This window comes from Myxococcales bacterium (genome assembly GCA_016717005.1).
Taxonomy (GTDB): Bacteria; Myxococcota_A; Polyangia; order Haliangiales; family Haliangiaceae; genus UBA2376.
This window is the reverse complement of the sequence record JADJUF010000027.1, coordinates 19604-41895: the sequence shown is the minus strand read 5'-3', so window position 1 is coordinate 41895 and position 22292 is coordinate 19604. Positions and strand designations below refer to the sequence as shown.

The 22292-nt window shown below is 73.4% G+C and carries 21 protein-coding genes; 11 read left to right on the top strand and 10 right to left on the bottom strand.

Features of this window, described 5'->3' with window-relative positions:
- Positions 1-190 precede the first annotated feature (190 nt).
- Positions 191-1366 carry a hypothetical protein gene (locus IPL61_22255; GenBank protein ID MBK9033955.1) on the top strand — a complete coding sequence of 392 codons (1176 nt, stop codon included), beginning with the start codon at positions 191-193 and terminating at the stop codon, positions 1364-1366.
- A 7-nt stretch (positions 1367-1373) separates the two neighbouring features.
- On the opposite strand, the gene IPL61_22250 is transcribed toward IPL61_22255, so the two are convergent.
- On the bottom strand, positions 1374-1754 hold the full coding sequence (locus tag IPL61_22250) for a hypothetical protein (protein MBK9033954.1): 381 nt from the start codon (positions 1752-1754) through the stop codon (positions 1374-1376).
- A 25-nt stretch (positions 1755-1779) separates the two neighbouring features.
- On the opposite strand from IPL61_22250, the gene uppP reads away from it, so the two are divergent.
- Both uppP and IPL61_22240 read left to right on the top strand, forming a co-directional pair.
- Positions 1780-2598 carry an undecaprenyl-diphosphatase UppP gene (uppP, locus tag IPL61_22245; GenBank protein ID MBK9033953.1) on the top strand — a complete coding sequence of 273 codons (819 nt, stop codon included), beginning with the start codon at positions 1780-1782 and terminating at the stop codon, positions 2596-2598.
- A gap of 116 nt (positions 2599-2714) precedes the next feature.
- On the top strand, positions 2715-4937 hold the full coding sequence (locus tag IPL61_22240; GenBank protein MBK9033952.1) for a PEGA domain-containing protein: 2223 nt from the start codon (positions 2715-2717) through the stop codon (positions 4935-4937).
- Positions 4938-5072: 135 nt separating this feature from the next.
- On the opposite strand, the gene IPL61_22235 is transcribed toward IPL61_22240, so the two are convergent.
- Positions 5073-6698 carry a hypothetical protein gene (locus tag IPL61_22235; protein MBK9033951.1) on the bottom strand — a complete coding sequence of 542 codons (1626 nt, stop codon included), beginning with the start codon at positions 6696-6698 and terminating at the stop codon, positions 5073-5075.
- 39 nt (positions 6699-6737) lie between these two features.
- Between IPL61_22235 and IPL61_22230 the strand changes: the two genes are divergently transcribed.
- The 6 genes from IPL61_22230 to IPL61_22205 all read left to right on the top strand — a co-directional run bounded on the left by IPL61_22230 (position 6738) and on the right by IPL61_22205 (position 11227).
- On the top strand, positions 6738-7691 hold the full coding sequence (locus IPL61_22230) for a two-component sensor histidine kinase (GenBank protein MBK9033950.1): 954 nt from the start codon (positions 6738-6740) through the stop codon (positions 7689-7691).
- Positions 7688-8404, top strand: a complete 717-nt coding sequence (locus tag IPL61_22225) for a response regulator transcription factor (GenBank protein MBK9033949.1) — start codon at positions 7688-7690, stop codon at positions 8402-8404. Before IPL61_22230 ends, IPL61_22225 begins: the two co-directional genes overlap by 4 nt.
- Before the next feature lie 187 nt (positions 8405-8591).
- Positions 8592-9011, top strand: coding sequence for an HIT family protein (locus IPL61_22220; protein ID MBK9033948.1), 420 nt, complete (start codon positions 8592-8594; stop codon positions 9009-9011).
- Positions 9008-10057 (top strand): aminopeptidase, encoded by a 1050-nt coding sequence (locus tag IPL61_22215; GenBank protein ID MBK9033947.1) that lies wholly within the window; start codon positions 9008-9010, stop codon positions 10055-10057. The genes IPL61_22220 and IPL61_22215 overlap by 4 nt, the downstream gene beginning before the upstream one ends.
- A gap of 52 nt (positions 10058-10109) precedes the next feature.
- The gene (locus IPL61_22210; protein ID MBK9033946.1) at positions 10110-11006 is read left to right on the top strand and encodes a penicillin-insensitive murein endopeptidase; all 897 of its coding nucleotides are present in this window, start codon (positions 10110-10112) and stop codon (positions 11004-11006) included.
- Positions 11007-11044: 38 nt separating this feature from the next.
- Positions 11045-11227 carry a hypothetical protein gene (locus IPL61_22205; protein ID MBK9033945.1) on the top strand — a complete coding sequence of 61 codons (183 nt, stop codon included), beginning with the start codon at positions 11045-11047 and terminating at the stop codon, positions 11225-11227.
- A gap of 163 nt (positions 11228-11390) precedes the next feature.
- Here the strand turns inward: IPL61_22205 and IPL61_22200 are convergent, their stop codons facing one another.
- The 4 genes from IPL61_22200 to IPL61_22185 all read right to left on the bottom strand — a co-directional run bounded on the left by IPL61_22200 (position 11391) and on the right by IPL61_22185 (position 14808).
- Entirely contained in the window at positions 11391-11660 is a 270-nt protein-coding gene (locus tag IPL61_22200) for a hypothetical protein (protein ID MBK9033944.1), read from the bottom strand.
- Positions 11657-12553 (bottom strand): J domain-containing protein, encoded by an 897-nt coding sequence (locus tag IPL61_22195; protein ID MBK9033943.1) that lies wholly within the window; start codon positions 12551-12553, stop codon positions 11657-11659. The genes IPL61_22200 and IPL61_22195 overlap by 4 nt, the downstream gene beginning before the upstream one ends.
- A gap of 67 nt (positions 12554-12620) precedes the next feature.
- Positions 12621-13355 carry an amino acid ABC transporter ATP-binding protein gene (locus IPL61_22190; protein ID MBK9033942.1) on the bottom strand — a complete coding sequence of 245 codons (735 nt, stop codon included), beginning with the start codon at positions 13353-13355 and terminating at the stop codon, positions 12621-12623.
- A complete protein-coding gene (locus IPL61_22185; GenBank protein ID MBK9033941.1) occupies positions 13330-14808 on the bottom strand; it encodes an ABC transporter permease subunit in 1479 nt (492 codons plus the stop codon). Before IPL61_22185 ends, IPL61_22190 begins: the two co-directional genes overlap by 26 nt.
- A 108-nt stretch (positions 14809-14916) precedes the next feature.
- Here IPL61_22185 and IPL61_22180 point away from each other — a divergent pair, with 108 nt between their 5' ends.
- A complete protein-coding gene (locus tag IPL61_22180) occupies positions 14917-15612 on the top strand; it encodes a YebC/PmpR family DNA-binding transcriptional regulator (GenBank protein MBK9033940.1) in 696 nt (231 codons plus the stop codon).
- Between the two features lie 26 nt (positions 15613-15638).
- Here IPL61_22180 and nudC read toward each other — a convergent pair whose 3' ends face one another.
- The 4 genes from nudC to IPL61_22160 form a co-directional block, all read right to left on the bottom strand.
- Positions 15639-16463: an NAD(+) diphosphatase gene (gene nudC / locus IPL61_22175; GenBank protein ID MBK9033939.1), complete on the bottom strand. Its 825-nt coding sequence runs from the start codon at positions 16461-16463 to the stop codon at positions 15639-15641.
- Positions 16464-16500: 37 nt separating this feature from the next.
- Positions 16501-17649 carry a polyphosphate kinase 2 gene (gene ppk2, locus IPL61_22170; GenBank protein ID MBK9033938.1) on the bottom strand — a complete coding sequence of 383 codons (1149 nt, stop codon included), beginning with the start codon at positions 17647-17649 and terminating at the stop codon, positions 16501-16503.
- A gap of 169 nt (positions 17650-17818) precedes the next feature.
- Positions 17819-19375 carry an aldehyde dehydrogenase family protein gene (locus IPL61_22165; GenBank protein MBK9033937.1) on the bottom strand — a complete coding sequence of 519 codons (1557 nt, stop codon included), beginning with the start codon at positions 19373-19375 and terminating at the stop codon, positions 17819-17821.
- A gap of 110 nt (positions 19376-19485) precedes the next feature.
- Complete coding sequence (locus IPL61_22160; protein ID MBK9033936.1) at positions 19486-20427, bottom strand: hypothetical protein; 942 nt, start codon at positions 20425-20427, stop codon at positions 19486-19488.
- A gap of 248 nt (positions 20428-20675) precedes the next feature.
- Between IPL61_22160 and IPL61_22155 the strand changes: the two genes are divergently transcribed.
- On the top strand, positions 20676-22286 hold the full coding sequence (locus IPL61_22155) for a PAS domain-containing protein (GenBank protein MBK9033935.1): 1611 nt from the start codon (positions 20676-20678) through the stop codon (positions 22284-22286).
- The last annotated feature ends 6 nt before the right edge of the window (positions 22287-22292 follow it).

Sequence of the window (22292 nt, the reverse complement as noted above, 5' to 3'; positions counted from 1 at the left end):
CCTCACGTGCCGCTGATCGCTGACGGGGACGATCGTCTGGAGGGACGGGCCGCGGTGCCTCTGGTCGCCGACGGGGACAATCGTCCTGAGGGAGGGGGCTCCGCTCTAGCCCCTGGTCCGACCTCAGGGCGAGTCGATCCAAGAGGTTGGACGGTCGAGATCGCTTGGACCTGTGGCCTGCCGTGTGCACTTGCTGGGGAGCATGGCGGTCATCCAGAGCATCCTCGCTCGCGCTGGGTACGTGAAGCTGTCGCGCTACGGCATGGCGCTCACACCGGACGGGAGAATCGTCGATCTGAACCCGCCGTTTCCCATGGCTCCAGCGCCGTTCATGGCCGTCGGTCCGACCGCGCCAGCGCCGTTCGCGCCGCCTGCCATCCCGCCGCGCATCCAGCCGATCCCGGTGGCGCCTGGCCCCGCCGCGGTGGCGTCTCCAGCCGCCACGCCGTCGGTCATCATCGCCGACGACGTGATCCCCGATGACGGGGACGACGGGCTCGCCGACGACGACGAGTGGGAGTGGCAGGCCGCGCTGGCCCGCGCTCGCCTCGCCGCCGCCGAGGCCGTGGGGCCCAAGGCCCCGCCGGTGCGCGCGCTGCCCAACGCCACGGTCGCCCGGCGCCCAGCCCCTGTGGCGCGCCCGACGCCTCCGCCGATGGTCGCCCGTCCGGCCGTGGCCCGCGTCGCCTCCGCGCCGGTCACGGCCGCGCCGGTCGCCCGCGTCGCCGCGCCGGTCACGCCCGCGCCGGTCGCCCGCGTCGCCGCGCCGGTCACGCCCGCGCCGGTGGCCCGCGTCGCCCCCGCGCCGGTCACGCCCGCGCCCGTCGCCCGCGTCGCCCCCGCGCCCGTCGCCCGCGTCGCCCCCGCGCCGGTCGCCGCGCCCGCGCGCCCCGTCGCCCCGCCGCCGCCGCACCCCATGGTGGCGCGTCCGCCCACGACCCGGGTCGCGAACGTGCCCCCGCCGACCCCGATGGCCCGCACCGCGCCGCCGCCCGCGCTGCCGCCCGCGCCGCTGCACGCGGCCCCGCTGCCGCCGCCGCCCGTGGTCGCGCACCCGCGCCTGCCGAGCCTGCCGGTCACGCCGCTGCCTCCGTCGCCGCCGCGGCGGTTCGCCCGCGGCACCGGGCCCCAGGTGCCCGCCCGCGCCCCCGGTGTCCGCCCCGCCGCGGCGGTGGTGCCCCCCGCGCTCCACGTCGGCGACGACACGTCCGAGATCACCAGCGACGTGACCGACCTCGCCACCGGCGACGTCACCTCGGTCGATATCGCGCGCCCGGCCGCGCCGATGATCCCGCGCGCCGCGGCGTCGATGCTCGCGCGGCCGGCCGCCCGGCCGGCGCCGCTGCCGCGCCTGTCGGCGCGCTGAGCCCGCGCTACGGCGTCGGGCGCGCGCACGCGTAGAGCGCCGCCTGATCCTGCGCCGCGAGCGCGCAGCTCAGCTCGACCTCGGTCAGCGCGCCGCACGGATCGCTCGCGAGCAGCTCGGCCCGGATGGCGGCGACCTGCTCGGGCGTCGGGATCTCGTCGGCCGGCCGCGTCCCGCGCATCGCCGCGAGCGCCACCGCCAGCACGTGATCGACGTAGGTCGAGCAGGCGGCGGCCGACACCGGCGGCGGCGCGTCGATCGGCGGCGGCGCGTCGATCGGTCCGGCGTCGATGATCGGCGCCGTCGGCGGGTGAGCGTCGGCGGGCGACGGCGTGCGGCAGCCGAGCGCGAGCGCAGCGACCACGACGATCCAGGCGGGGCGAGCCATCGCCGCGCATGATAGCGTGCGCGCCGTGCCGATCTGGTTCGCGATCGTCCTGGGTGCGGTCCAGGGGCTCACCGAGTTCTTGCCGGTGTCGTCGACCGCGCACCTGCGCCTGGCGCCGGCGCTGCTCGGCCAGCACGATCCCGGCGCCGCGTTCACCGCGGTGCTGCAGCTCGGCACCCTGGCCGCGGTCATCATCTACTTCGCCCGCGATCTGTTCATCGACCTGCCGCGCGCGTTCGTGCGCGATCGCGCGAGCCCCCAGGGCCGTCTGCCGATCTACCTCGTCGCGGGCACCGTGCCGATCGTCGTGGTCGGGCTCGCGACCCGCCACCTCGTCGAGGGCGACGCCCGGTCGCTGTGGGTGATCGCCACGACCCTGGCGGTCGTCGGCGTCCTGATGGCGTGGGTCGACGCCCGCTCCACCGGCCGGCGGACGATGGACCAGCTGGCCCTGCGCGACGCGCTGCTCATCGGCGGCGCCCAGGCGCTGGCGCTGTGCCCGGGCGTGTCGCGCTCGGGCGCCACGATCATCGCCGCGCTGCTGGTGGGCCTGCGCCGCACCGACGCGGCCCGGTTCTCGTTCCTGCTCGGCATCCCCGCGGTCGCCGGCGCCGGCATCCTCGAGTCCCGCAAGGCCGTGGCCGACCTCGGCGCCGACGCCTGGCGCCCGCTGACGGTCGCGCTGGTGGTCGCCGGGGTCACCGGCTACGCCACGATCGCCTGGCTCTTGAAGTTCCTGGGCAGCCACCGGCTGGTCGGGTTCGCGGCCTACCGCGTGCTGATCGCCGCGGTGGTGGTGGGGCTCTTGCTCGCGGGCACGGTCACGCCGTTCGAGGGTGTGTGACCGGTCACGGCGGTTGAACACCAGGGCCGCCGCGGCGTCGAATCCGTCGGCCGGCCGGATCGGCCCGCCGCCAGACCTGCTACGTTCGCGCTGCCATGAAGGGGAACCTCCTTGCCATGAAATTCAATACCTTGCGCTGGATGCGCGGCATGACCGTGGCCGCGGTCGCGCTCGTCGCCCTCTGCTTCGCCTCGTCCGCGTCCGCCCAGAGCCACCCCGCGCTGTCCGGCGGCAAGTACCCGGTCAAGATCGAGTCGGCGCCGCCGGGCGCCACCGTCTACATCGATCGCAAGGAGCTCGGCGCGGTCGGGGTCACGCCCTGGCAGGGCAAGATGAAGAACGGTGACTTCCTTGTCATCGTCGAGCTCGACGGCTACCAGCTCGCCCAGAAGAACCTCAAGGTCGCGCGCACCCGCAAGGTCCAGAGCGCGTTCATCCCGCTGATCAAGAAGGTCGACCCGCCGCGGATCGACATCCGGGCCGACGCCGACCAGAACGTCTTCGGCGCCACGGTCTACCTCGACGGTCAGTCCCAGGGCGCGGCCCCGGTGCTCCTGACCACGACGTCGGGCCGCCACCTCGTCGAGCTCAAGCGCGAGGGCTTCGACAACTTCCAGACCTGGGTCGAGGTCAAGGACAACGAGAAGGCGTCGCTGACGCCGGTCATGAAGGCGGTCGCCAAGCCCAAGCTCGGCACGGTCGTCGTCGAGGCCGACGTGCCCGACGCCGACGTCTACCTCGACGGCAACAAGCAGAACGGCACCACGCCCATGGTCCTGACCGACGTGGTCGAGGGCCTGCACGTGGTCGAGGTCCGCAAGGATCCGGGCGTGCCGTGGAAGCAGACGATCCAGGTGCTGGCCGGCCAGCAGGCCAAGATCCGCGGCGAGCTCAAGGCCACGCTCGGCGGCCAGGGCGGCACCGTCCGCGTGCTGTCGAACGTCACCGGCGCCGAGGTGTTCCTCGACGGCACCAACATGGGCAAGGTGCCGATCGACATCAAGCAGGTCAAGGGCGGCGAGCACGTGCTCGAGGTCAAGGCCCCGGGCTACCAGCCGCACGAGGAGCGCATCACGATCAACGACGGCCAGTCGACGGTGCTCAAGCTCGACCTCAACGCCGAGGCCGGGGCCGGCGGCAAGGGCACGCTCAAGGTCGTGTCGGCGGTGCCCGACGCCGACGTCTACATCGACGGCGCCGGCATCGGCAAGGTGCCCCAGGAGAAGGCCGTCGGCCGCGGCGATCACTTCGTCATGGTCAAGCTGGCCGGCTTCAAGACCTTCGAGCAGAAGGTCCGCATCGAGGAGGGCCAGACCCTGACGGTGTCGGCCGAGCTCAAGGCGGTCGCCCGCATCCGCGTGCTGTCCGATCCGGTCGGCGGCGAGGTGCTCGTCAACGGCCTGCCCCAGGGCGTGACCCCGCTCGAGCTCAACGACGTCGAGGTCGGCACCACGATCGTCCGGGTCCAGAAGGCCGGCTACCAGCCGTGGGAGCAGACCCTGAACCTCGAGGGCGGCAAGAACGAGATCCTGTCGGCCACGCTCAAGGTCGAGGGCCTGTCGGACGACGCGCTCAAGGCCCAGCAGCGCGGCCTGTCGTCGTGGGGCGCGCGCACGATGCCGCGCGGACGCTCGACGGTCGACCTCAGCATCGGCTACCCGTACTTCGTCGACGTCCGGGTCGCGGTCGGCGCCGGCAAGATGTCGGGCCTGGGCTTCGACGCCAACGTCGGCGTCCGCTCGATGGGCTCGCGCTCGGAGATCGGCCTCGGCGCCCGCCTGATGCTGGTCGACAACGATCCGTTCTCGGCCGGCGTGTTCGGCAACCTGTGGTGGGGCTCGAAGCTCCTCGACGACTCGAAGCGCAACGGCGGCACGTTCGCGGCCGGCGGCATCGCGTCGCTGACCGCGTTCACCCACGTCACGATCACCGCCCGCGGCTACCTGGAGTTCTGGAGCGACCGCCACTGCCCCGAGCTCACGACCGACCCGATGGGCGCGGCCAAGCTCGACGGCGACGCGATCGATACCTGCACCAAGTACCTCAACCGCGTCGGCGGCCCCGGCGACGGCACCGGCTTCAGCGCCGAGCAGGCCAAGCGGGTCGAGGACCTCACCGGGCAGAGCGGCAGCGACTTCTTCACCCGCGAGAACGGCGTGCGCTTCATGACCTCGGTGGTCGCCGAGATCTCGCTCCGGCAGCGCTGGAACGGCTGGGTCCTGCTCGAGTTCGCGCCGTTCCAGAGCGAGCGCGCGCTGTTCGTCGACGACTTCACCCAGCCGATGCTGACGACCGACTACAACACCTACGCGCGAGCCGGCGTCACCTACAAGTTCTGATCGCCGCGCGGCCCCAGGGGCGCCGGCGTCGCGCGACCGGCGCTGCGTCGTCGCCCGGGACACCCGGGAACCGGCGCCGGTGCGCCTCGACCGCGCGCACACGGCTGTGCCGATCGCGATCGCCCAGGTGAGCGCTCACTCGCGGACGACGCGCAGGTAGCGGACCTCGACGTCGGCGTCGCCGGCGCGCACGACCGCGAGGTCGGTGGCGCCGGGCAGGAGGCCGGCGAACCGCGCCCGCGGCAGGCGGATCCGGGCGGTGCGGACGACGCCGGTGTCGCCGCACGCGACCACCGGCGCCTCGCCGACGCCGGCGGCGGTGGCGTAGCGCAGCGTCCAGCCGCCGCAGCCGTCGTCGAGGAACGTCACCTGGACCTCGACCGCGCGGTCGCCGGCCAGCCAGCGCCGATCGACCGCGAAGTAGAGCGCCCGCCCGCCGGTCGCGGCGGTGGTGCGGCGGCCCTCGTAGGCGGTGCCGTCGCGCGCGTCGAGCACGCCGCGCCGTAGCTCGGTGCCGCGGGCGCTGACGCCGTCGGGGGCGACCTCGCGCTGGACCACGAACCGCTCGAGGTTGACCACCCACGGCCGCCGCGCCCAGGTGACGGTGGCGTCGTCGGCCCAGGCGCGGTCCTCGGCCTCGCGCAGCACCACCCAGCCGTCGAAGGCGTCGGCCGCGGTCCGCCCCAGCTCGGCCCGGACCCAGCGCCAGTGCCCGGCGTAGTCCTCGAGGTGGCTGTCGACCGGCGCCACGTACATCCACTGCGCGCCCAGGGCCAGCGCCTTCCAGTTCGACGTGCGGATCGCGTACTCGAGCTCGTCGCGGTCGGCCACGGCGAAGCCGCAGGCGTCGTAGCACTCGTGCTCGACCGCGCGGACCCGGCCGGCGGTGGCGGCCGCGTCGACGACGACGTGGCCGTCCGCGGCGATCCGCGCGCCCCAGGCCGGCGCGGCGGCGAGGTGGTAGTTGGCCAGCTCGGTGCGCGCGCTGCGGACGCCGAGCCCGGCGGCGACGACGCCCGCGGCCAGGAGGTCGTCGACGGCCCCCAGCCGCTCGGACGGATAATCCTCGCCGGTGTAGGTGAGCTTGCCGACGTCGGCCCCGGCGATGGCCGCGAGGTCGGCGGCCATCGTGCGGGTCCACGCCGCCACGACCTCGGGCGCCAGGCCCGCGTCGACCGCGCGCTCGATCGGCCCGAAGTCGAAGTCCGACCAGGTGAACCCGCCCGGCACGTAGGCCAGCACCAGGTCGGGATCCGCGGCCACGCCGGCGTCGCCCAGCACGCGCGCGTAGAGCGCCCGGGCCTTGCCCCACACGCACGGATCCCACAGCGGCAGGTGGGCCTGGCCGTCGTCGTCGACGCCCGGGATCGGCGCCACGCCGCACGCGGCCGGCAGCCAGGCCGGGGCCCAGTCGACCCCGGTCAGCCACAGGCGCAGCCAGTAGCGGCCGCCGTCCGCGCGCTGGTCGTCCCAGGACGAGAAGTCGAGGCCCTGGGCCTGGCCGTAGGTGTCGCGCCGCAGCGCCCCCTCGGTCGGCTCGAGCTGGCGCCAGGTCAGATCGAGCACGCGCACGTCGACGCCGAGCTCGGGCGCGAGCTGATCGCCGTAGAAGCCGCCGGCGCGCACCGGGCCGAGCCCGGGCGGCAGCGACCAGTCGTAGCCGTCGACCACGGTCACGGGCACCCCGCTCGGCGCGGCCGGCGGCGCCGCGCACGCCCCGACCACCGCGATCGCGATCGTGCCGGGGCGACAGACGGCCACAGCGCACCTTACACGGCGCGCGTGGCATAGTGCGCGCAAGTGCGCTTCCCGCCGGCCATCATCCAGCTCCGCCGGGCCCAGCTGATCCTGATGCTGGTCGTGCTGGTGCCGACGATCCTGATCTCGGCGCTGGGCGTCGTCCTGCTGGCCATCGGCAGCTCGTCGGTGTCGATCTTCACCGGCGTGCTGGTGCTGGTGTTCTGCATGACCGCGGTCACCGGCTACATCCTGGTGTCGATCTTCGTCGGCAAGGGCGCGTCGCTGGCCCGGGTCCAGAACGACTTCTTCTCGTCGGTCTCGCACGAGCTGCGCACGCCGCTGACCTCGATCCGCCTCCTGCTCGAGCCGCTGGCCGAGGGCAAGCTCACCGAGGCCGAGCGCACGCAGGTCGCGCGCCTGCTCGCGCGCGAGGTCAAGCGGCTCGACAGCCTGCTGGTCCGCACGCTCGATCTGTCGCGGATCCAGTCGGGCCGCCACGCCTTCACGATGGCGTCGGTGCCGGTCACCGAGCTGGTCACCGAGGCGGTCGCCGCGTTCGACGCCGTCACCGCCACCAAGCCGACGCCGATCGCCCTCGACCTCGAGGACGGCGCGATCATCCACGGCGATCGCGAGACCCTGGTGCGGGCGCTGGTCAACCTGCTGGTCAACGCCTGGAAGTACAGCGGCGACGACAAGCAGATCCGGGTGGTCGCGCGCGCCAGCGGCCGGCGGGTCGAGCTCGACGTCACCGACAACGGCATCGGCATCGATCCCGCCGAGCGCACCGAGCTGTTCGACGGCTTCGTCCGCGGCAAGGCGGCGCTCGAGCAGCAGGCGCCCGGCGTCGGGCTCGGGCTGGCGATCGTCAAGGCGATCGTCCGGGCCCACAAGGGCAAGATCGAGGTCATGTCCGAGCCCGGCCGCGGCTCGACGTTCCGGCTGGTGCTGCCGCGGCGCGCGCCGGTCCCGGCCGCCGCGTCCGCGCTGGCCATCGCCACGGAGCCCCGATGAAGCCCGACGTGTCCGGCCGCGAGATCCTGGTGGTCGAGGACGACGAGGCCATCGCCACCGGCCTGTCGCTCAACCTGCGCCTGGCGGGCCACCACGCCACCGTCGCCGGCGACGGCGAGGTCGCGCTCGAGGCGATCGCCGAGCAGGCCTTCGACCTGGTGCTGCTCGACATCAACCTGCCGCGCAAGAACGGCCTCGACGTGCTGGCGGCCCTGCGCGGCGCCGACAACTTCGTGCCGGTGATCGTGCTGTCGGCCCGCGACGGCGAGTACGACAAGGTCGCGGCCCTGCGGCTCGGCGCCGACGACTACGTCACCAAGCCGTTCGCGCTGGCCGAGCTCCTGGCCCGGGTCGACGCCGTGCTGCGGCGGGCGCAGGCGGTCCCGCCCCCGGTGGCCGCGCCCGGGCAGCCGGCGTCGACGATCCGGTTCGCCGACGTCGTCGTCGATCCGCAGCAGCGCACCGTCGTCCGCGCCGGCGAGGTGGTCAAGCTGACCCACCTCGAGTTCGAGCTGCTCCTGTTCTTCGTCCGCCACCCGACCCAGGCGGCGTCGCGCCAGCACCTGCTCGCGTCGGTCTGGGGCCAGACCGCCGGCACCCCGCGCACGATCGACAACTTCGTCGGCCAGCTGCGCAAGCGCCTCGAGATCGACCCCGAGCGCCCGCGCCACTTCGTGACGATCCGCGGCTCCGGCTACCGCTTCGATCCGTGACCCAGCGAGCCGGGCCATGCCCCGGCGTCGACCTCGCGTCAGCGCCGGCCCGTCGCCGCGGGCGTCGCCAGCGCGGCGGTGGCGGCCGGGCCGTGGACCACCGGCGCGGGCGAGCGCGCGCGCGGCGTCGTCGAGGACTGACGCGGGCGCTTTGCGTTCGCGGGCGCGTGGGGGCACCATCGCGTCGATGAGCGAGACGATCTTCGCCCGGATCTTGCGCGGTGAGATTCCGTGCCACCGCGTCTACGAGGACGCGCACGTGCTGGCGTTCCTCGACATCTTCCCGCTGGCCCGGGGCCACACGCTGGTCATCCCCAAGGAGCCGGCCGCGACGCTCGACCAGCTGTCCGACGACGCCGCCGCGGCGGTCGGGCGGGTGCTGCCGCGCATCGCCCGGGCGGTGCTGCGGGCGTCGGGCGCGACCGCGTTCAACGTGCTGCAGAACAATGGCCCGCTGGCGCACCAGGCCGTGTTCCACGTCCACTTCCACATCATCCCGCGCTTCGACGACGCCAGCGGCGGCGGCGGCCTCGGGATCGGCTGGAAGACCGGCACGCTCGACGACGGCGCGGCCCTGGCGGCGGCGATCGCCGCGGCGGTCGCGTGAGCCGCGCCGCCCGGGCGGCCGCGGCGACGCTGGCGCTGACCGCGCTGGCCGCCTGCGAGATGCCGGCCTACCTCGGGCAGGCGGTCCACGGACAGCTCGATCTGCTGCGGCGCGCGCGCCCGATCGACGACGTGATCGACGACCCCGAGGTCCCGGTCGAGATCCGCCTGCGCCTGGCCGAGATCGCTGGCATCAAGGCGTTCGGCGCCGACGCCGGCCTCAACACCCGCAAGAACTACCGCACCTACGTCGACGTGCCGGAGGGCGCGGCGGTGTGGTTCGTCGGCGCGTCGAAGCCGCTGGCGTTCCAGTCGCCGCGCTGGTGCTTCCCGATCGCCGGCTGCTTCACCGGCCTGGGCTGGTTCGATCGCGACGACGCCATCGCCCACCGCGAGCGCCTGAAGCAGGCCGGCTGGGACGCGATGGCGCGCCCGGCCGGGGCCTACTCGACCGGCGGCTGGTTCCCCGATCCGGTGGTGTCGTCGATGCTCGACGCCGACGTCGCGCCCTACGCCGAGCTGGCGAACGTGCTCCTGCACGAGTCGGTGCACGCGACCGTGTTCATCCCCGACCAGCCGTACTTCAACGAGGGCCTGGCCGAGGCCATCGGCGACGCGCTCACGGTCGAGTGGCTGGGCGCGCGGTTCGGGCCCGGCTCCGACGAGGAGCGGCTGTGGCTCGAGGTCCAGGACTGGCGCCGGACCCGGGTCGCGCGCCAGCTGGTGACGTTCAAGGCGCTCGAGGCGCTCTACGCCAGCGATCGCCCGCGCGCCGCCAAGCTCGCCGAGAAGGCGCGCCTGCTCGAGGCGCTGCGGGTCGACCTGGGCATGTGGCGGACGCTCAACAACGCCAACCTGATCGAGCTGCGGGTCTACCAGGCGAGCTACGCCAAGTTCGGTGACGTGGTCGCGGCCTGCGGTGGCGCGCGCCCGATGATCAAGGCCGCGCGCGCGGTCGGCGGCGGCGACTTCACCAAGCCCCTCGACGACGACCTCGCGCCGGCGCTGGCGAAGATCCGCGCGCGCTGCGCCGCGACCGCGAAATAAACTTGGCCCGGGCGGCAGCGCCGGGTCACGATCGTCGGTCCAGGGAGGCCTCGTGCGTCATCAGCTCGTCATCGCCGCGCTCGCGCTCGCGGCCGCGCTCACCGCCACGCCCGCGCGCGCCGAGATCGCGGCGCACGTCAAGGTCGCGCCCGGCGACACGCTCGGCGCGATCGCCCGCCGCTACGACTGCTCGGTCGAGGCGGTGCAGCAGCAGAACCGGCTGCGCTCGACCCGCATCCAGAGCGGACAGACCCTGGCGGTGCCGGTGTGCGGACGCAAGGCCCGCGCCGCCCGGCCCGCCGCCACGCCCACGGTCCGGGTCGCGCGCGCGACCGAGGTGGCGCCGGTCACCGGCCAGAGCGTGGGCAAGCCGTGGCGCGGCTCGCTCAAGCGCCCGGCCCGGCTCGCGGCCGGCAAGGGCTACCTGATCCGTCGGCCCGAGCGGTCGTACGGCACCCGGCGCCTGGTCGATCTGGTCCGCGACTCGGTCAAGGCCGTCCGCGCCGACCACGGCAAGCTCCACACCCTGGCCATCGGCGACCTGTCGGCCCGGCGCGGCGGCAAGATCACCGAGCACCACTCGCACCAGTCGGGCCGCGACGTCGACGTCGGCTTCTTCTTCAAGCGGGTGCCGGCCGGCTACCCGGCGCAGTTCGTCGCCGGGACCAAGGCCAACCTCGACCTACCCGCGACCTGGGACCTGCTGGTGTCGTTCGCCCGCACCGCCGACGACCGCGGCGGCGTGTCGGCGATCTTCCTCGACTACGAGCTCCAGGGCGTGCTGTACGAGTGGGCCAAGGGCCGCGGCGTCAGCGCCAGCTACCTCGACCGCCTGTTCCAGTACCCCGACGGCAAGGGCGGCACCGGCCTGGTCCGGCACGAGCGCTACCACGACGACCACTTCCACGTCCGCATCCAGTGCCCGCCCGGCGACGCCGGCTGCGAGTGATGGCCCGCAGGCGCCCGCCTCGGGTGTAGGCTGGGACCATGTACAGTCGGGACGAGGAGCTCGCGATCGCGGCGATCGCCGCCGTGTTGGTCAAGGTGCCGGCCGGGCGCCGGTCGGCGGTGGCGAGCGCGGCGCTGCAGCGCCTGACCGCGGCGTCGAGCACGACCCGCGACGCCCCGACCGAGCGGGTCTCGGGGCGGATCAGCAAGCCGGCGAAGTGACCTGGTACCTCGCCGCAATGAATTTGACCGGTTGAGGACGCCGATCCATCGCCGATCGCTGCGTTGAACCTCCTCGAGTTCCAGCGAGGAGCCCGTCGTCGGTTCGCCTTGCGCTCGGCGCGCCTCGACGCCCGCAACCGGTCAGATCCACTGCGGCGAGGTACTAGCGCTCCGCCAGCTGGTCCTCGAGCTCGGCGACGCGGGCCTGGGCCCGGGCCAGCTGCTCGCGCAGGCGCAGGATCACCGCGATCCCCGGCCAGTCGAGCGCCAGATCGCGCCACAGCGTGCGCGCGACCAGCACGACGTCGACGTCGACGATCGCCAGGTCGTCGTCGCGCACCACGATCACGCCCTCCTCGACCAGGCGCGCGATCAGCTCGGTGTCGCCGTCGACCACCTCGACCAGGGCCGCGTAGGTGCATCGCGAGGTCATAGCGTCAGCCCCTGGCGGACCGGCCGGTCGTAGGCGGCCTTGGCGACGCGCGCCGCCTCGGCGAGCGCGTCGTCGACCTGGTCGGGCAGCCGCACGGCCAGCTCGACGATCAGATCGCCGCGCGCGCCCTTGCGCGGCACGCCCTTGCCGCGCAGCCGCAGCTTCGCGCCCGACTGCGACCGCGGCGGCACCTTCAGCATGACCGGCCCGTCGAAGGTCGGCACCTCGACCGTGCCGCCGTTGTAGGCCTCGTCGAGATCCACCGGCAGCGTCAGGTGCAGGTCGAGCCCGTCGCGGCGGAGCAGCGGGTGCGGCGCCACGACCATCTCGATCACCAGGTCGCCCGCCGGCGCGCCGGGCTCCCCGGGCGAACCCTTGCCGGCCAGGCGGATGACCGAGCCGGTGTCGGCGCCGGGCGGCACCCGCACCCGGACCGTGCCCTGCCCCGGCACCTCGAAGCCGATCTCGGCGCCCTCGATCGCCTGGCGCAGGTCCATCGGCACGGTCGCGTAGACGTCGGCGCCCCGGCGCGGCCCGCGCGGGCGCCCGCGCCCGAACATCTCGCCGAAATCGAACTCGCGCGGCCCCGGCTCGAACTGCGCGGCCCGCTGCTGCCGCGCGCGCTGCCAGCGCGTGTACTCGCGGGCCTTGTCGGGGTCGAACCCGCCCGCGAGCGAGGCCTCGCCGAACTCGTCGTAGGCGGCGCGCTTCTTCGGGTCCGACAGCACCTCGTAGGCGGCCGCGACCTGCTTGAACCGGGCCTCGGCCTTGGCGTCGCCGGGGTTGACGTCGGGGTGGTGCTTGCGCGCCAGCACGCGGTAGGCCGCGCGGACCGCGTCGACCGAGGCGTCCTTGGCCACGCCCAGGATCTGGTACAGGGACTCGCTCACCAGGACCTCGACGGCGCGGCCGCATCGACCGTGGACATGGCTCCACTATGCCACCGACCGAGCCGAACGGTCAGCGCCGGCCGAAGTACTCGCGCGCGACCTGGCTCTGGGGCGACGCCACCAGCGTCGCCGGCGGGCCGTCCTCGACGATCGTGCCGCGATCGATCACCCAGATCCGGGTCGCCAGCTCGGTCGCGACCCGCATCTCGTGGGTGACCACCAGCATCGTCATGCCGCCGCCGGCCAGATCGCGCATCACCGCGACCACCTCGTCGGTCATCTCGGGATCGAGCGCACTGGTCGGCTCGTCGAACAGGAGCACCTCGGGCGCCTGGGCCAGCGCCCGGGCGATCGCGACCCGCTGCTGCTGGCCGCCCGACAGCTCGTGCGGGTACGCGCCGGCGCGATCGCCCAGCCCGACCCGCGCCAGCAGCGCGCGGGCGTCGCGCTCGGCCACGTCCGCGGCGATCGACCGCACCACGCGCGGCCCGAGCGTGACGTTGGCCAGCGCGGTCAGGTGCGGGAACAGGTTCCACTGCTGGAACACCATCCCGACCTTGGTGCGCAGCCGGGTCAAGGTCGCGGCGTCGGCGCCGCGCGGCCCCGGGGCCAGGCGGAAGCCGGCGATCTCGATCGCGCCGGCGTCGAACGGCTCGAGGTGGTTGAGGCACCGCAAGAGCGTCGACTTGCCGCCCCCCGACGGCCCGACGATCGCGACGATCTCGCCGCGCGCGACGTCGGCGGTCACGTCGGCCAGGATCGCGCGGTCGCCGTGGCGCTTACAGAGCGTGCGCACGCTGATCACGCGCGAGCCTCCTCTCCAGCCGCCGGGCCAGCTCCGACAGCGGCACGCTCAGCGCCAGGTACAGCGCCGCGCACGCCAGGCCCGGCACGAGCCAGCCCTGCAGCTCGGCCGCCGAGATCGTCATCTGCTTGGTCAGCTCGATCACCGTGATCACGCTGACCAGCGAGCTGTCCTTGAGCAGCGACACGAAGTCGTTGGTCATCGGCGGCAGCGCCAGGCGCAGCGCCTGGGGCACGATCACGTGGCGCAGGCTGTCCATCGGCGACAGCCCCAGCGCCTTGGCGGCCTCGGCCTGGCCGCGCGGGATCGCGAGGATCGCGCCGCGGTAGACCTCGGCCTCGTAGGCGCCGTAGTTGAGCCCGAGCGTGAGGATCGCGGCGGTGATCGGGCCGATCGCGTAGTACGGCGCCAGCGCGAAGTAGATCACGTAGAGCTGGAGCAGCACCGGCGTGCCGCGGAACAGCTCGATGTAGACCCGGGCGGCGGCGCCGAGGACCCGGCCGCCGTAGACCCGGCCGATCGCCAGCAGCAGGCCCAGCGGCACCGCCAGCGCGAACGCCGCGACCGACAGGCCCAAGGTCACCAGCGCCGCGGCGCCGAACCGGCGCAGCTGGACCCAGCCGAAGGTGCGCCGCGGCGGCGGCGGGCCGTCGGCGGCGGCCGGCGCCGGATCGGTCTGGCGGTGATCCCACAGCCCGGCCTTGCGCAGGATCCGCTCGAGCTCGCCGTCGGCGGCCATCGCCGCGAGCGCGCCGTCGATCGCGACCTTGAGCTCGGGGTCCTGCCGGCGGATCCCGATCACGTAGCTGCCGCGGGCGACGTCGTCGGGCAGGCACGTCACGCCGGCGTGATCGCAGCCGTAGCGATCGGCGATGACGTTGTCGAGCAGCACCGCGTCGACCCGGCCCAGCGCGAGGTCGTCGTAGATGACCTGGTTGTCCTCGTACAGCCCGATCTCGACCCCGGCGCCGCGCAGGAGCTCGAGCGCGTAGGTCTGGTCGAGGGTGGCGACGCGCTTGCCGCGCAGATCGGCCAGCGCGCGGTACGGCGCGCCGGTGCGGACCGCGAGGGTCTCGGCGTAGACGAAGTACGGGCGCGACAGCAGGATGCCGGCCGCGCGCGCCGGCGCCGCCTCGAGGCCGTTGCAGACCACGTCGAAGTCGCCGCGGCGCAAGAGCGGCACCAGGTTGACCCAGTTGAAGTGGCGCATCTTGGCCTTGACCCCGAGCCGCCGCGCCACGGCGTCCATGATCTCGACCTCGAAGCCGACCAGCGCGCCGTCGTCGTCGAGCCACAGGTACGGCTCGCCGCCCTGCAGGTCGGCGCCGTAGGTGAGCTGGTGCGCCTTCTCGATCCGGGCGAGCGTGCCGCCCAGCTCGCGCCGGTGGCACCCCGTCGCCGCCAGCGCGCCGAGCAAGAGGATCGCGAGGAGCGCGCGCCGACCGGTGCACATCGACCCGGCCATCGTACATGCTCGGCGCGATCGGTGCGCGCGGCCCCACGGCGCGAGATCGACCAGCGTCCGGCCCGGCCCGCCGCCCGGCCGTGGTAGGCACGAGCCATGGGCGCGCAGTGGAAGCACAAGGGCAAGCAAGAGTCGGCCTCGGCCAAGGGCAAGATCTTCAGCAAGCTCGCCAAGGCGATCATCATGGCCGCCAAGGGCGGCGCCGATCCGACCTTGAACGCCAAGCTGCGGATCGCGGTCGACGCGGCCAAGAAGGCGTCGCTGCCGCGCGACACGCTCGAGCGCGCGATCAAGAAGGGCGCGGGCCTGCTCGACGAGCAGGTCAGCTACGACACGGTCGTGTTCGAGGGCTTCGGCCCGCACCGGGTGCCGGTGATCGTCGAGTGCCTGACCGACAACAAGAACCGCACGACGCCGAACATGCGGTTCCACTTCAAGAAGGGCCAGCTCGGCACGACCGGCTCGGTCAGCTGGGACTTCAGCCACCTCGGCATGATCGAGGCGACGCCGCCGCCCGACGCCGACCCCGAGGTCGCCGCGATCGAGGCCGGGGCCCAGGACCTCGAGCCCGCCGACGACGGCGCCACTCGGTTCTTCACCGAGCCGGCCGACGTCGACGCGGTGACCAAGGCGCTGACCGCGGCCGGCTGGACCGTGACCTCCGCGGTGCTGGGCTGGAAGGCCAAGAACCCGGTCACGCTCGATGACGCCGCCCGGGCCGAGGTCGAGGCCTGGCTGCACGAGGTCGACGAGGACGACGACGTCCAGCAGCTCTACGTCGGGCTGGCCTGACCCAGGCTCGTGCGCAGCGCCGGCGCTCACCACGAGACCGGTGCGCGGTGACCCTCGGCGAGCGAGATCAGCCGCCCGCCGTGGCGACGCACGAAGTCATCGATCAGCGCCCGGGCGATCGACAGCGGCGGCGGCACCACCGGCAGCGCGTCGGGCGCGAACCAGCCGGCGTCGGCGATCTCGGTCGGATCCTCGACGATCTCGCCGCTGGCCCAGCGCGCGGTGAAGCCGACCATCAGCGACCCGGTGAACGGCCACGGCTGGCTGCCGAAGTAGCGGACGTCGGTCAGCTCGAGCCCGGCCTCCTCGTGGATCTCCCGGGCGACGCACTCCTCGAGCGTCTCGCCGACCTCGACGAAGCCGGCCAGCGTCGAGAAGAACGGCATCCGGGTGCGGGCGTTGCGGGCCAGCAGGCACCGGCCGTCGCGCTCGACCAGCACGATCACCGCGGGCGACAGCCGCGGGTACGCCGCCAGCCCGCAGGCGCCGCAGGTGCGCACGCGCTCGCGGTCCGAGCGCGCGGTCGCGGCGCCGCACCGGCCGCAGTGACGGTGATCGCGATCCCACGCGGTCAGGCCCAGGGCCCGGCCGGCGACCGCGAACTCGTCGTCGGTCAGGACCCCGAACAGCTGCCGCAGCGGCATCACCTCGGTCCCGGGCGGCGGCCCGCCGTCCTCGACGAGCCGCGCGAAGCACGCCGCGCCGTCGAGGTCGCCGAGGTGCAGCGCGCCGTCGGGCGGGCCGATCGGCACCGCGACCTGCGGGTCGGTGACCACGCACAGCCCGGCCCCGGCGATCACGAACAGGCGACCTGTGGTCGCGGCGGAGGAGACAGCGGGCGTGAACGGCACCGTCGTCGTCTAGCACACGCGCGCGCGACCGACGGGCTCAGTCCTGACGATCGGTGCCGATCGCCAGCTGATCATCGAACGTCGACGCCAGACCGGGCCGACCGACGATCAGCGGATCGAGCGAGCCGATGTTGCCGGTGTCGCGGTTGTCGTAGCGGAACCGCTGCAGCACGAACCGCAGCGCGTTGAGGCGCGCGCGCTTCTTGCAGTCGCTCTTGATCACCATCCACGGCGCGTCCGAGGTGTCGGTGTGCAGGAAGATGGCCTCCTTGGCCTCGGTGTACTCGCGCCACTTGTCGAGCGAGGCCAGATCGATCGGGCTCAGCTTCCACTGCTTGAGCGGGTGCATCTTCCGCTCCTTGAAGCGCCGGCGCTGCTCGGCGCGGCTGACCGAGAACCAGAACTTGAACAGGCGGATGCCGCTGCGCACCAGCTGCCGCTCGAACTCCGGCGTCTGGCGCAGGAACTCGTCGTACTCGGCGTCGCTGCAGAAGCCCATGACGTGCTCGACGCCCGCGCGGTTGTACCAGCTGCGATCGAACAGCACGATCTCGCCGGCCGTCGGCAGGTGCTCGACGTAGCGCTGGAAGTACCACTGGCCGCGCTCGGCGTCCGAGGGCTTCTCGAGCGCGACCACGCGCGCGCCGCGCGGGTTCAGGTGCTCCATGAAGCGCTTGATCGCGCCGCCCTTGCCGGCGGCGTCGCGGCCCTCGAACAGGATCACCACCCGCTCCCCGGTCTGCTTGACCCACGCCTGCAGCTTGAGCAGCTCGACCTGCAGGTAGTACTTCTGCTGCTCGTAGGCCTTCCGCGACATCAGGTTCTTGTACGGATAGCCGCCGTCGCGCCACCGCCGCGACAGCTCGCGGTCGGGGTTGGTGTCGCCGGGCCCGTCGTCGGACGGCGCCCACAGGAGCTTCTTGAGCGCCTTGCGCTCGTCGGGCGACGCGCCCTCGAGCAGCGCGCGCACGCTCGCGATGACGTCGCCGTCGCGGTCGCCGCGGGCGTGCCCGACCAGCGCGTCGCGCAAGGTCAGCGCCCGCCCGGTCTGCGAGCGCTCGAGGCCGCGCGCGACGGCGTCGTCGGCCGCCGCGGCCGCGGTCAGCGCGGCGAGGGTGTCGCCGTCGTCGGCAGGCCGCGGCGCCAGGGTGACGGACGAGGGGGTGGGCTCAGGCTTCGACGACATGGGGCGCTCGCGCGGGTTCGGGGTGGGCGCTCAGAGCAGAGCTTGTAAGTCTTTCGGTCGAGCACCGGTCGATGCGCCGGGAGTTTCGCGTCCTGGGTGGTCCTGGGTGGGGGTCCTCATCGGGGCTTGCCCCCGATGGGGGAGGGTTCGGCGACCAACCCGCTGGAGCTCAGAGCAGGCGGCCGAGGGCGTCCTTGACCTTGGCCACGGCGCCGGCGCCGTAGAGCTGCTTGATCATCCCGCGCACGCGGTCGTAGGTGTTGGCGGGCAGCTTGAACGACATCAGGTTCATCGGCAGCGCGAAGGTCTGCTCGGCGGTGGCCTTGGTGCGCGCGAACTCGCGGATGCCCTGGTCGCCGTGGATGCGGCCGAAGCCGGAGTCGCCGACGCCGCCGAACGGCAAGGACGTGATCGCCGAGAACGCCATCACCGAGTTGACCGCGGTCATGCCGGCCTTCAGGCGATCGGCCAGCTCGCGGCCGCGCTTGCCGAACACCGACGAGCCCAGCCCGAACCGGCTGGCGTTGGCGCGCCGGAGCGCCTCCTCGGTGGTCGCGACCTTGATGATCGGGATGACCGGCCCGAACGTCTCCTCGGTGATCACCAGCATCTCGTCGGTGACGTCGGTCAGCACCGTCGGCTGGATGAAGTTGCCGACGATCGCGTCGGCGCCGCCGGTCAGGACCTTGGCGCCGCGGCGGGCCGCGTCCTCGAGGTGGGCCCGGACGATCGCGACCTGGGCGGCCGAGGTCATCGCGCCGACGTGGCCGTCGTCGCCGCCGACCTTGACCTTGCCGACCTCGGTCACGACCTTGTCGACGAAGCGGTCGTAGATCGGGGCCGCGACGTAGATGCGCTCGATCGAGATGCAGGCCTGGCCGGTGTTGGTCAGCGCGCCGAACACCGCGGCCTCGGCGGCGGCGTCGACGTCGGCGTCGTCGGCGACGATCATCGGATCCTTGCCGCCCAGCTCCATCAGCACCGGCGTCAGCGTCTCGGCGCACGCCGCCATCACCTTCTTGCCGGTCCCGGTCGAGCCGGTGAACGCGAGCTTGTCGACCCCGGCCTTGCACAGGGCCGCGCCGGTGGCGCCCGCGCCGGTGACGATCTGCAGCACGTCGGGCACCGACAGCGCCTTCGCGGCCAGCTCGACGAACTTCACGCCGGCCAGCGGCGTCAGCTCGCTGGGCTTGAACACGACCGCGTTGCCGGCCGCGAGCGCGTAGGCGATCGAGCCCATCGGCGTGAAGATCGGGTAGTTCCATGGGCCGATGACGCCGACCACGCCCAGCGGGTGATAGGTGACGGTCGCGCGGAAGTTGGCGAGGATGCCGGTGCCGACCTTCTCGGGCGCCAGCGCCTTGGCCGCGCGCTTGGCCGCGTGGTCGAGGTGCGACAGCGCCATCATCACCTCGACCAGCGCGTCGAGCCGGGGCTTGCCGTTCTCGCGGTGGATCAGCTCGGCCAGCTCGTCGGCGGCGTCGGCCAGCGCCCGGCGCCAGCGCACCAGCTCGACCTCGCGCTCGGCGTAGGTGAGCGCGCCCCAGGACGCGGCCGCCGACCGGGCCCGACCGACCGCGGCGGTGACGCCGGCGGCCGAGACGACCGGCACCTCGCCCAGCAGCGCGCCGTCGGCGGGCGCGTGGACCTGCAGCACCTCGGGGCCGACGGTGGGCGGCACGATCCCGGAGGAGGACGACGACGACGACGGCGCGGGAGCGATCATGGCGCGACCGTACCCGCGCCCCCGCGGCTTGTCACCCGCTACCGGGCCTCGGCCCTCGGCCAGCGCCCGGTCAATGGCGGCCCGGCGTCGTGCGCGCAGCGCGCGGACCCTTACGGGTTGCCGCCGCCCATCGCGCCGAACTGCTTGGCGAGGTTCATCAGCGCCATCAGCTCGGCCTCGGTCAGCGTGACCGCCATCTTCACCGACGGGCCGACCTGCTTGACGGTGAACGACTTGCCCGCCTTGGACAGGCCGACCGTGCCCAGGCCCTGGGTGATCTGCGGCAGCTGCGCCTGGACCAGGCCCACGACCTTGGCGGCCGAGGCGTCGGCGTCCGTGCCGATGTCGAAGGCGATGCCGAGGTCCGAGGTGAAGTTGATGCCGGCGGCGACGGTCTTGGCGACCATCCCTTCCTTCTTCATGTCGGCCTGGTTCTTGGTCGGCACCAGGATCGTGGCCCACAGGTCGGCGGTGGTGTCGGTGGCGGCGATCGCGGCGCGCAGGGCCTTGCCCTTCTTGGACGCGGCCAGGTTCTTGCCCTTGCCCTTGCCCTTGCCGAGCGCGATGTCGATCTCGGCCTTCATCTTGCCCTTCTTGACGAAGAACATGCGGTCGCCGATGAACGCCGCGTCGGTGTCGTTGTGGCTGTAGATGTCGATGCCGCTGTAGCTGGTCTTGATCGCGTTGGGCAAGGTCGAGAGCTTGTCCTTGGGCAGGCGGCCCTCGACGACGATCACCATCTCCTTGGGCCCGCCGTCGGACAGATCCTTGGCGCCGCCACCGGCGAACATGATCGTGTCGATGTCCTTCATCGGGTCGAGGCCGAGCTCGGCGAGCTTGGTCTTGGCCTCGGCGCTGGCGTCGAGCAGCTTGGTCATGCCCTTCTGCAGCAGCGACGAGTCGCGCGCGTCGGCGACGTCGAACACCAGCACCATCTGGCTGGTCTCGGGCGCGAACTTCAGGAGGTCGGTGCCGTCGCCGGCGTGGGCGGGCGCGGCGGCGGCGACCAGCGCGGTGCCAAGGACGGTGAGCGCGAGCGTGGACTTGAACATGGATCCTCCCGGCGGTTGGCGCCGTCTGGCCGAGGTCGTCTCGGCGTTGCCGGCGGGTATAGCTCGCCGGCCCCTCACAGACGAACACCCCGGCACGAATATTCGAGGGCACGGTTTCCATGATGATTCTAACGACTTGGATCCGCCGCTGGGCCACGATGAGGGGTGCGTCGACCGGCGCCGCCGCCAGGCTTGGTAGACTTCTGCCCATGTCGCGTTCGGCCACTGGGGAGGGCCGGGGTCCCGGCGTGGAGGCTCGCGCGGCGGCCGTCGACCGCGACCGCTGGCGGCTGCGTGGGCTCGGGGTGCTCCAGGCCGTCGGCTGGGGCCTGGCGTCGATGCTGTGCGGGATGATCCACTTCCAGATCCCGGGCGTGACCTGGGCCGCCGCCGACCTCCGCGAGATCGCCGTGCTGCTGAGCGTGGTCTACCTCCGGCACTGGGCGTACCTGCTGATCGTCGCCGCGATCACGGCGCACACGACCCCAGCGGACGGCTCGATCCTCTCGACCTTCGCGATGCACGCCGCCGGCGCGGTCGCGACGTGGTTCGCGTACGCGTGGCTGCGCCCGCGCCAGCTGCGCCCGGTGGCGGTCGGGGCCGCCTGGGCCGCGATCGTCGTCGTCTACTACGTCGCGATCCTGTTGCCGGTGATGGTCGTGACCAACGCGATGGTCGGCCTGCTCTCGACCGCGGAGCTGGCGTCGGCGTACTGGGTGGTGCTCCGCTCGATGCCGTACGAGCTGCTCGCCACCGCGTCGGTCACCTCGCTGTTCCTGGTGACCCGGGCCGAGCTCGAGCTGCGCCGACGAGCGGAGACCTCGCTGCGCGCGAGCGAGGCCCAGCTGAGCGGCATCCTCGCGGCCGCGCCGGTCGGGATCGCGCGGGTCGCGGGCAACCGGCTGGTCTGGGCCAACCAGCAGCTCGCGTCGCTCAGCGGCTACTCGGTCGAGGCGCTGGCCTCGATGGAGCTGGCCACGCTTTTCGGCGGCGCGCAGCTCGGCCCCGACGCGGCGACCGGGCTCGAGCTGGCGCTCGCGCGGCACGACGGGACCCGCGCGCGGGTGCTGGTGAGCACCGCGTCGGTGACGTCGCCCGATCGCGCCGACGCGATGGTCCTGGCGATCCTCGACGTCAGCGAGCGGGCGCGGCTCGAGGCGCACCTCCGGCGGGTCGAGAAGATGGAGGCGCTCGGGCAGCTCGCGGGCGGGGTCGCGCACGACTTCAACAACCTGCTCACGATCGTCACCCTGCAGGTCGAGCTGATGCGGCGCCAGGCGCCCGCCCTCGGCGCGTCGCTCGATCAGGTGGCCGGCGCGGTGGCGCAGGGCACCGCGCTGATCCGCCAGCTGCTGGCGTTCAGCCGCCGCGAGCCGCGGGCGCACCAGCGCGTGACGCTGCAGCAGGTCGTCCCGGCGACGCTCGAGATGATGCGGCCGCTGCTCGGGCGCAGCGTCTCGGTCGCGGTCGCGCTCGACGACGACGCGCCCGGCATCCTGGCGGATCCGTCGGAGATCGAGCAGGTCGTGATGAACCTCCTGGTCAACGCGCGCGACGCCATCGACGCCGGGGACGGCGACCAGCGCCGGATCACGATCGGCGTCAGCGTCGACGGCCCGGCCGCGGCCCGCGCCGCCGTGCTCACGGTCGGCGACACCGGGATCGGGATGGACGAGGCCACGCGGGCGCGGGTCCTGGAGCCGTTCTTCACGACCAAGCCCGAGGGCCAGGGGACCGGGCTCGGGCTGGCCACCGTGCACCGGATCGTGGATGGCGGCCACGGGCGGATCGACATCGAGAGCGCGCCGGGGCGCGGCTCGACGTTCCGGGTGACCTGGCCCGCGCACGACGACGCCTGACGCGCC

What these genes read in the sequence shown, in the direction of transcription:
- IPL61_22250 (MBK9033954.1), bottom strand. Translation starts at nt 1,754, where the DNA reads ATGGCTCGCCCCGCCTGGATCGTCGTGGTCGCTGCGCTCGCGCTCGGC.
- IPL61_22240 (MBK9033952.1), top strand. Translation starts at nt 2,715, where the DNA reads ATGAAATTCAATACCTTGCGCTGGATGCGCGGCATGACCGTGGCCGCG.
- IPL61_22225 (MBK9033949.1), top strand. Translation starts at nt 7,688, where the DNA reads ATGAAGCCCGACGTGTCCGGCCGCGAGATCCTGGTGGTCGAGGACGAC.
- IPL61_22220 (MBK9033948.1), top strand. Translation starts at nt 8,592, where the DNA reads ATGAGCGAGACGATCTTCGCCCGGATCTTGCGCGGTGAGATTCCGTGC.
- IPL61_22205 (MBK9033945.1), top strand. Translation starts at nt 11,045, where the DNA reads ATGTACAGTCGGGACGAGGAGCTCGCGATCGCGGCGATCGCCGCCGTG.
- IPL61_22200 (MBK9033944.1), bottom strand. Translation starts at nt 11,660, where the DNA reads ATGACCTCGCGATGCACCTACGCGGCCCTGGTCGAGGTGGTCGACGGC.
- IPL61_22185 (MBK9033941.1), bottom strand. Translation starts at nt 14,808, where the DNA reads ATGTGCACCGGTCGGCGCGCGCTCCTCGCGATCCTCTTGCTCGGCGCG.
- IPL61_22180 (MBK9033940.1), top strand. Translation starts at nt 14,917, where the DNA reads ATGGGCGCGCAGTGGAAGCACAAGGGCAAGCAAGAGTCGGCCTCGGCC.
- ppk2 (MBK9033938.1), bottom strand. Translation starts at nt 17,649, where the DNA reads ATGTCGTCGAAGCCTGAGCCCACCCCCTCGTCCGTCACCCTGGCGCCG.
- IPL61_22165 (MBK9033937.1), bottom strand. Translation starts at nt 19,375, where the DNA reads ATGATCGCTCCCGCGCCGTCGTCGTCGTCGTCCTCCTCCGGGATCGTG.
- IPL61_22160 (MBK9033936.1), bottom strand. Translation starts at nt 20,427, where the DNA reads ATGTTCAAGTCCACGCTCGCGCTCACCGTCCTTGGCACCGCGCTGGTC.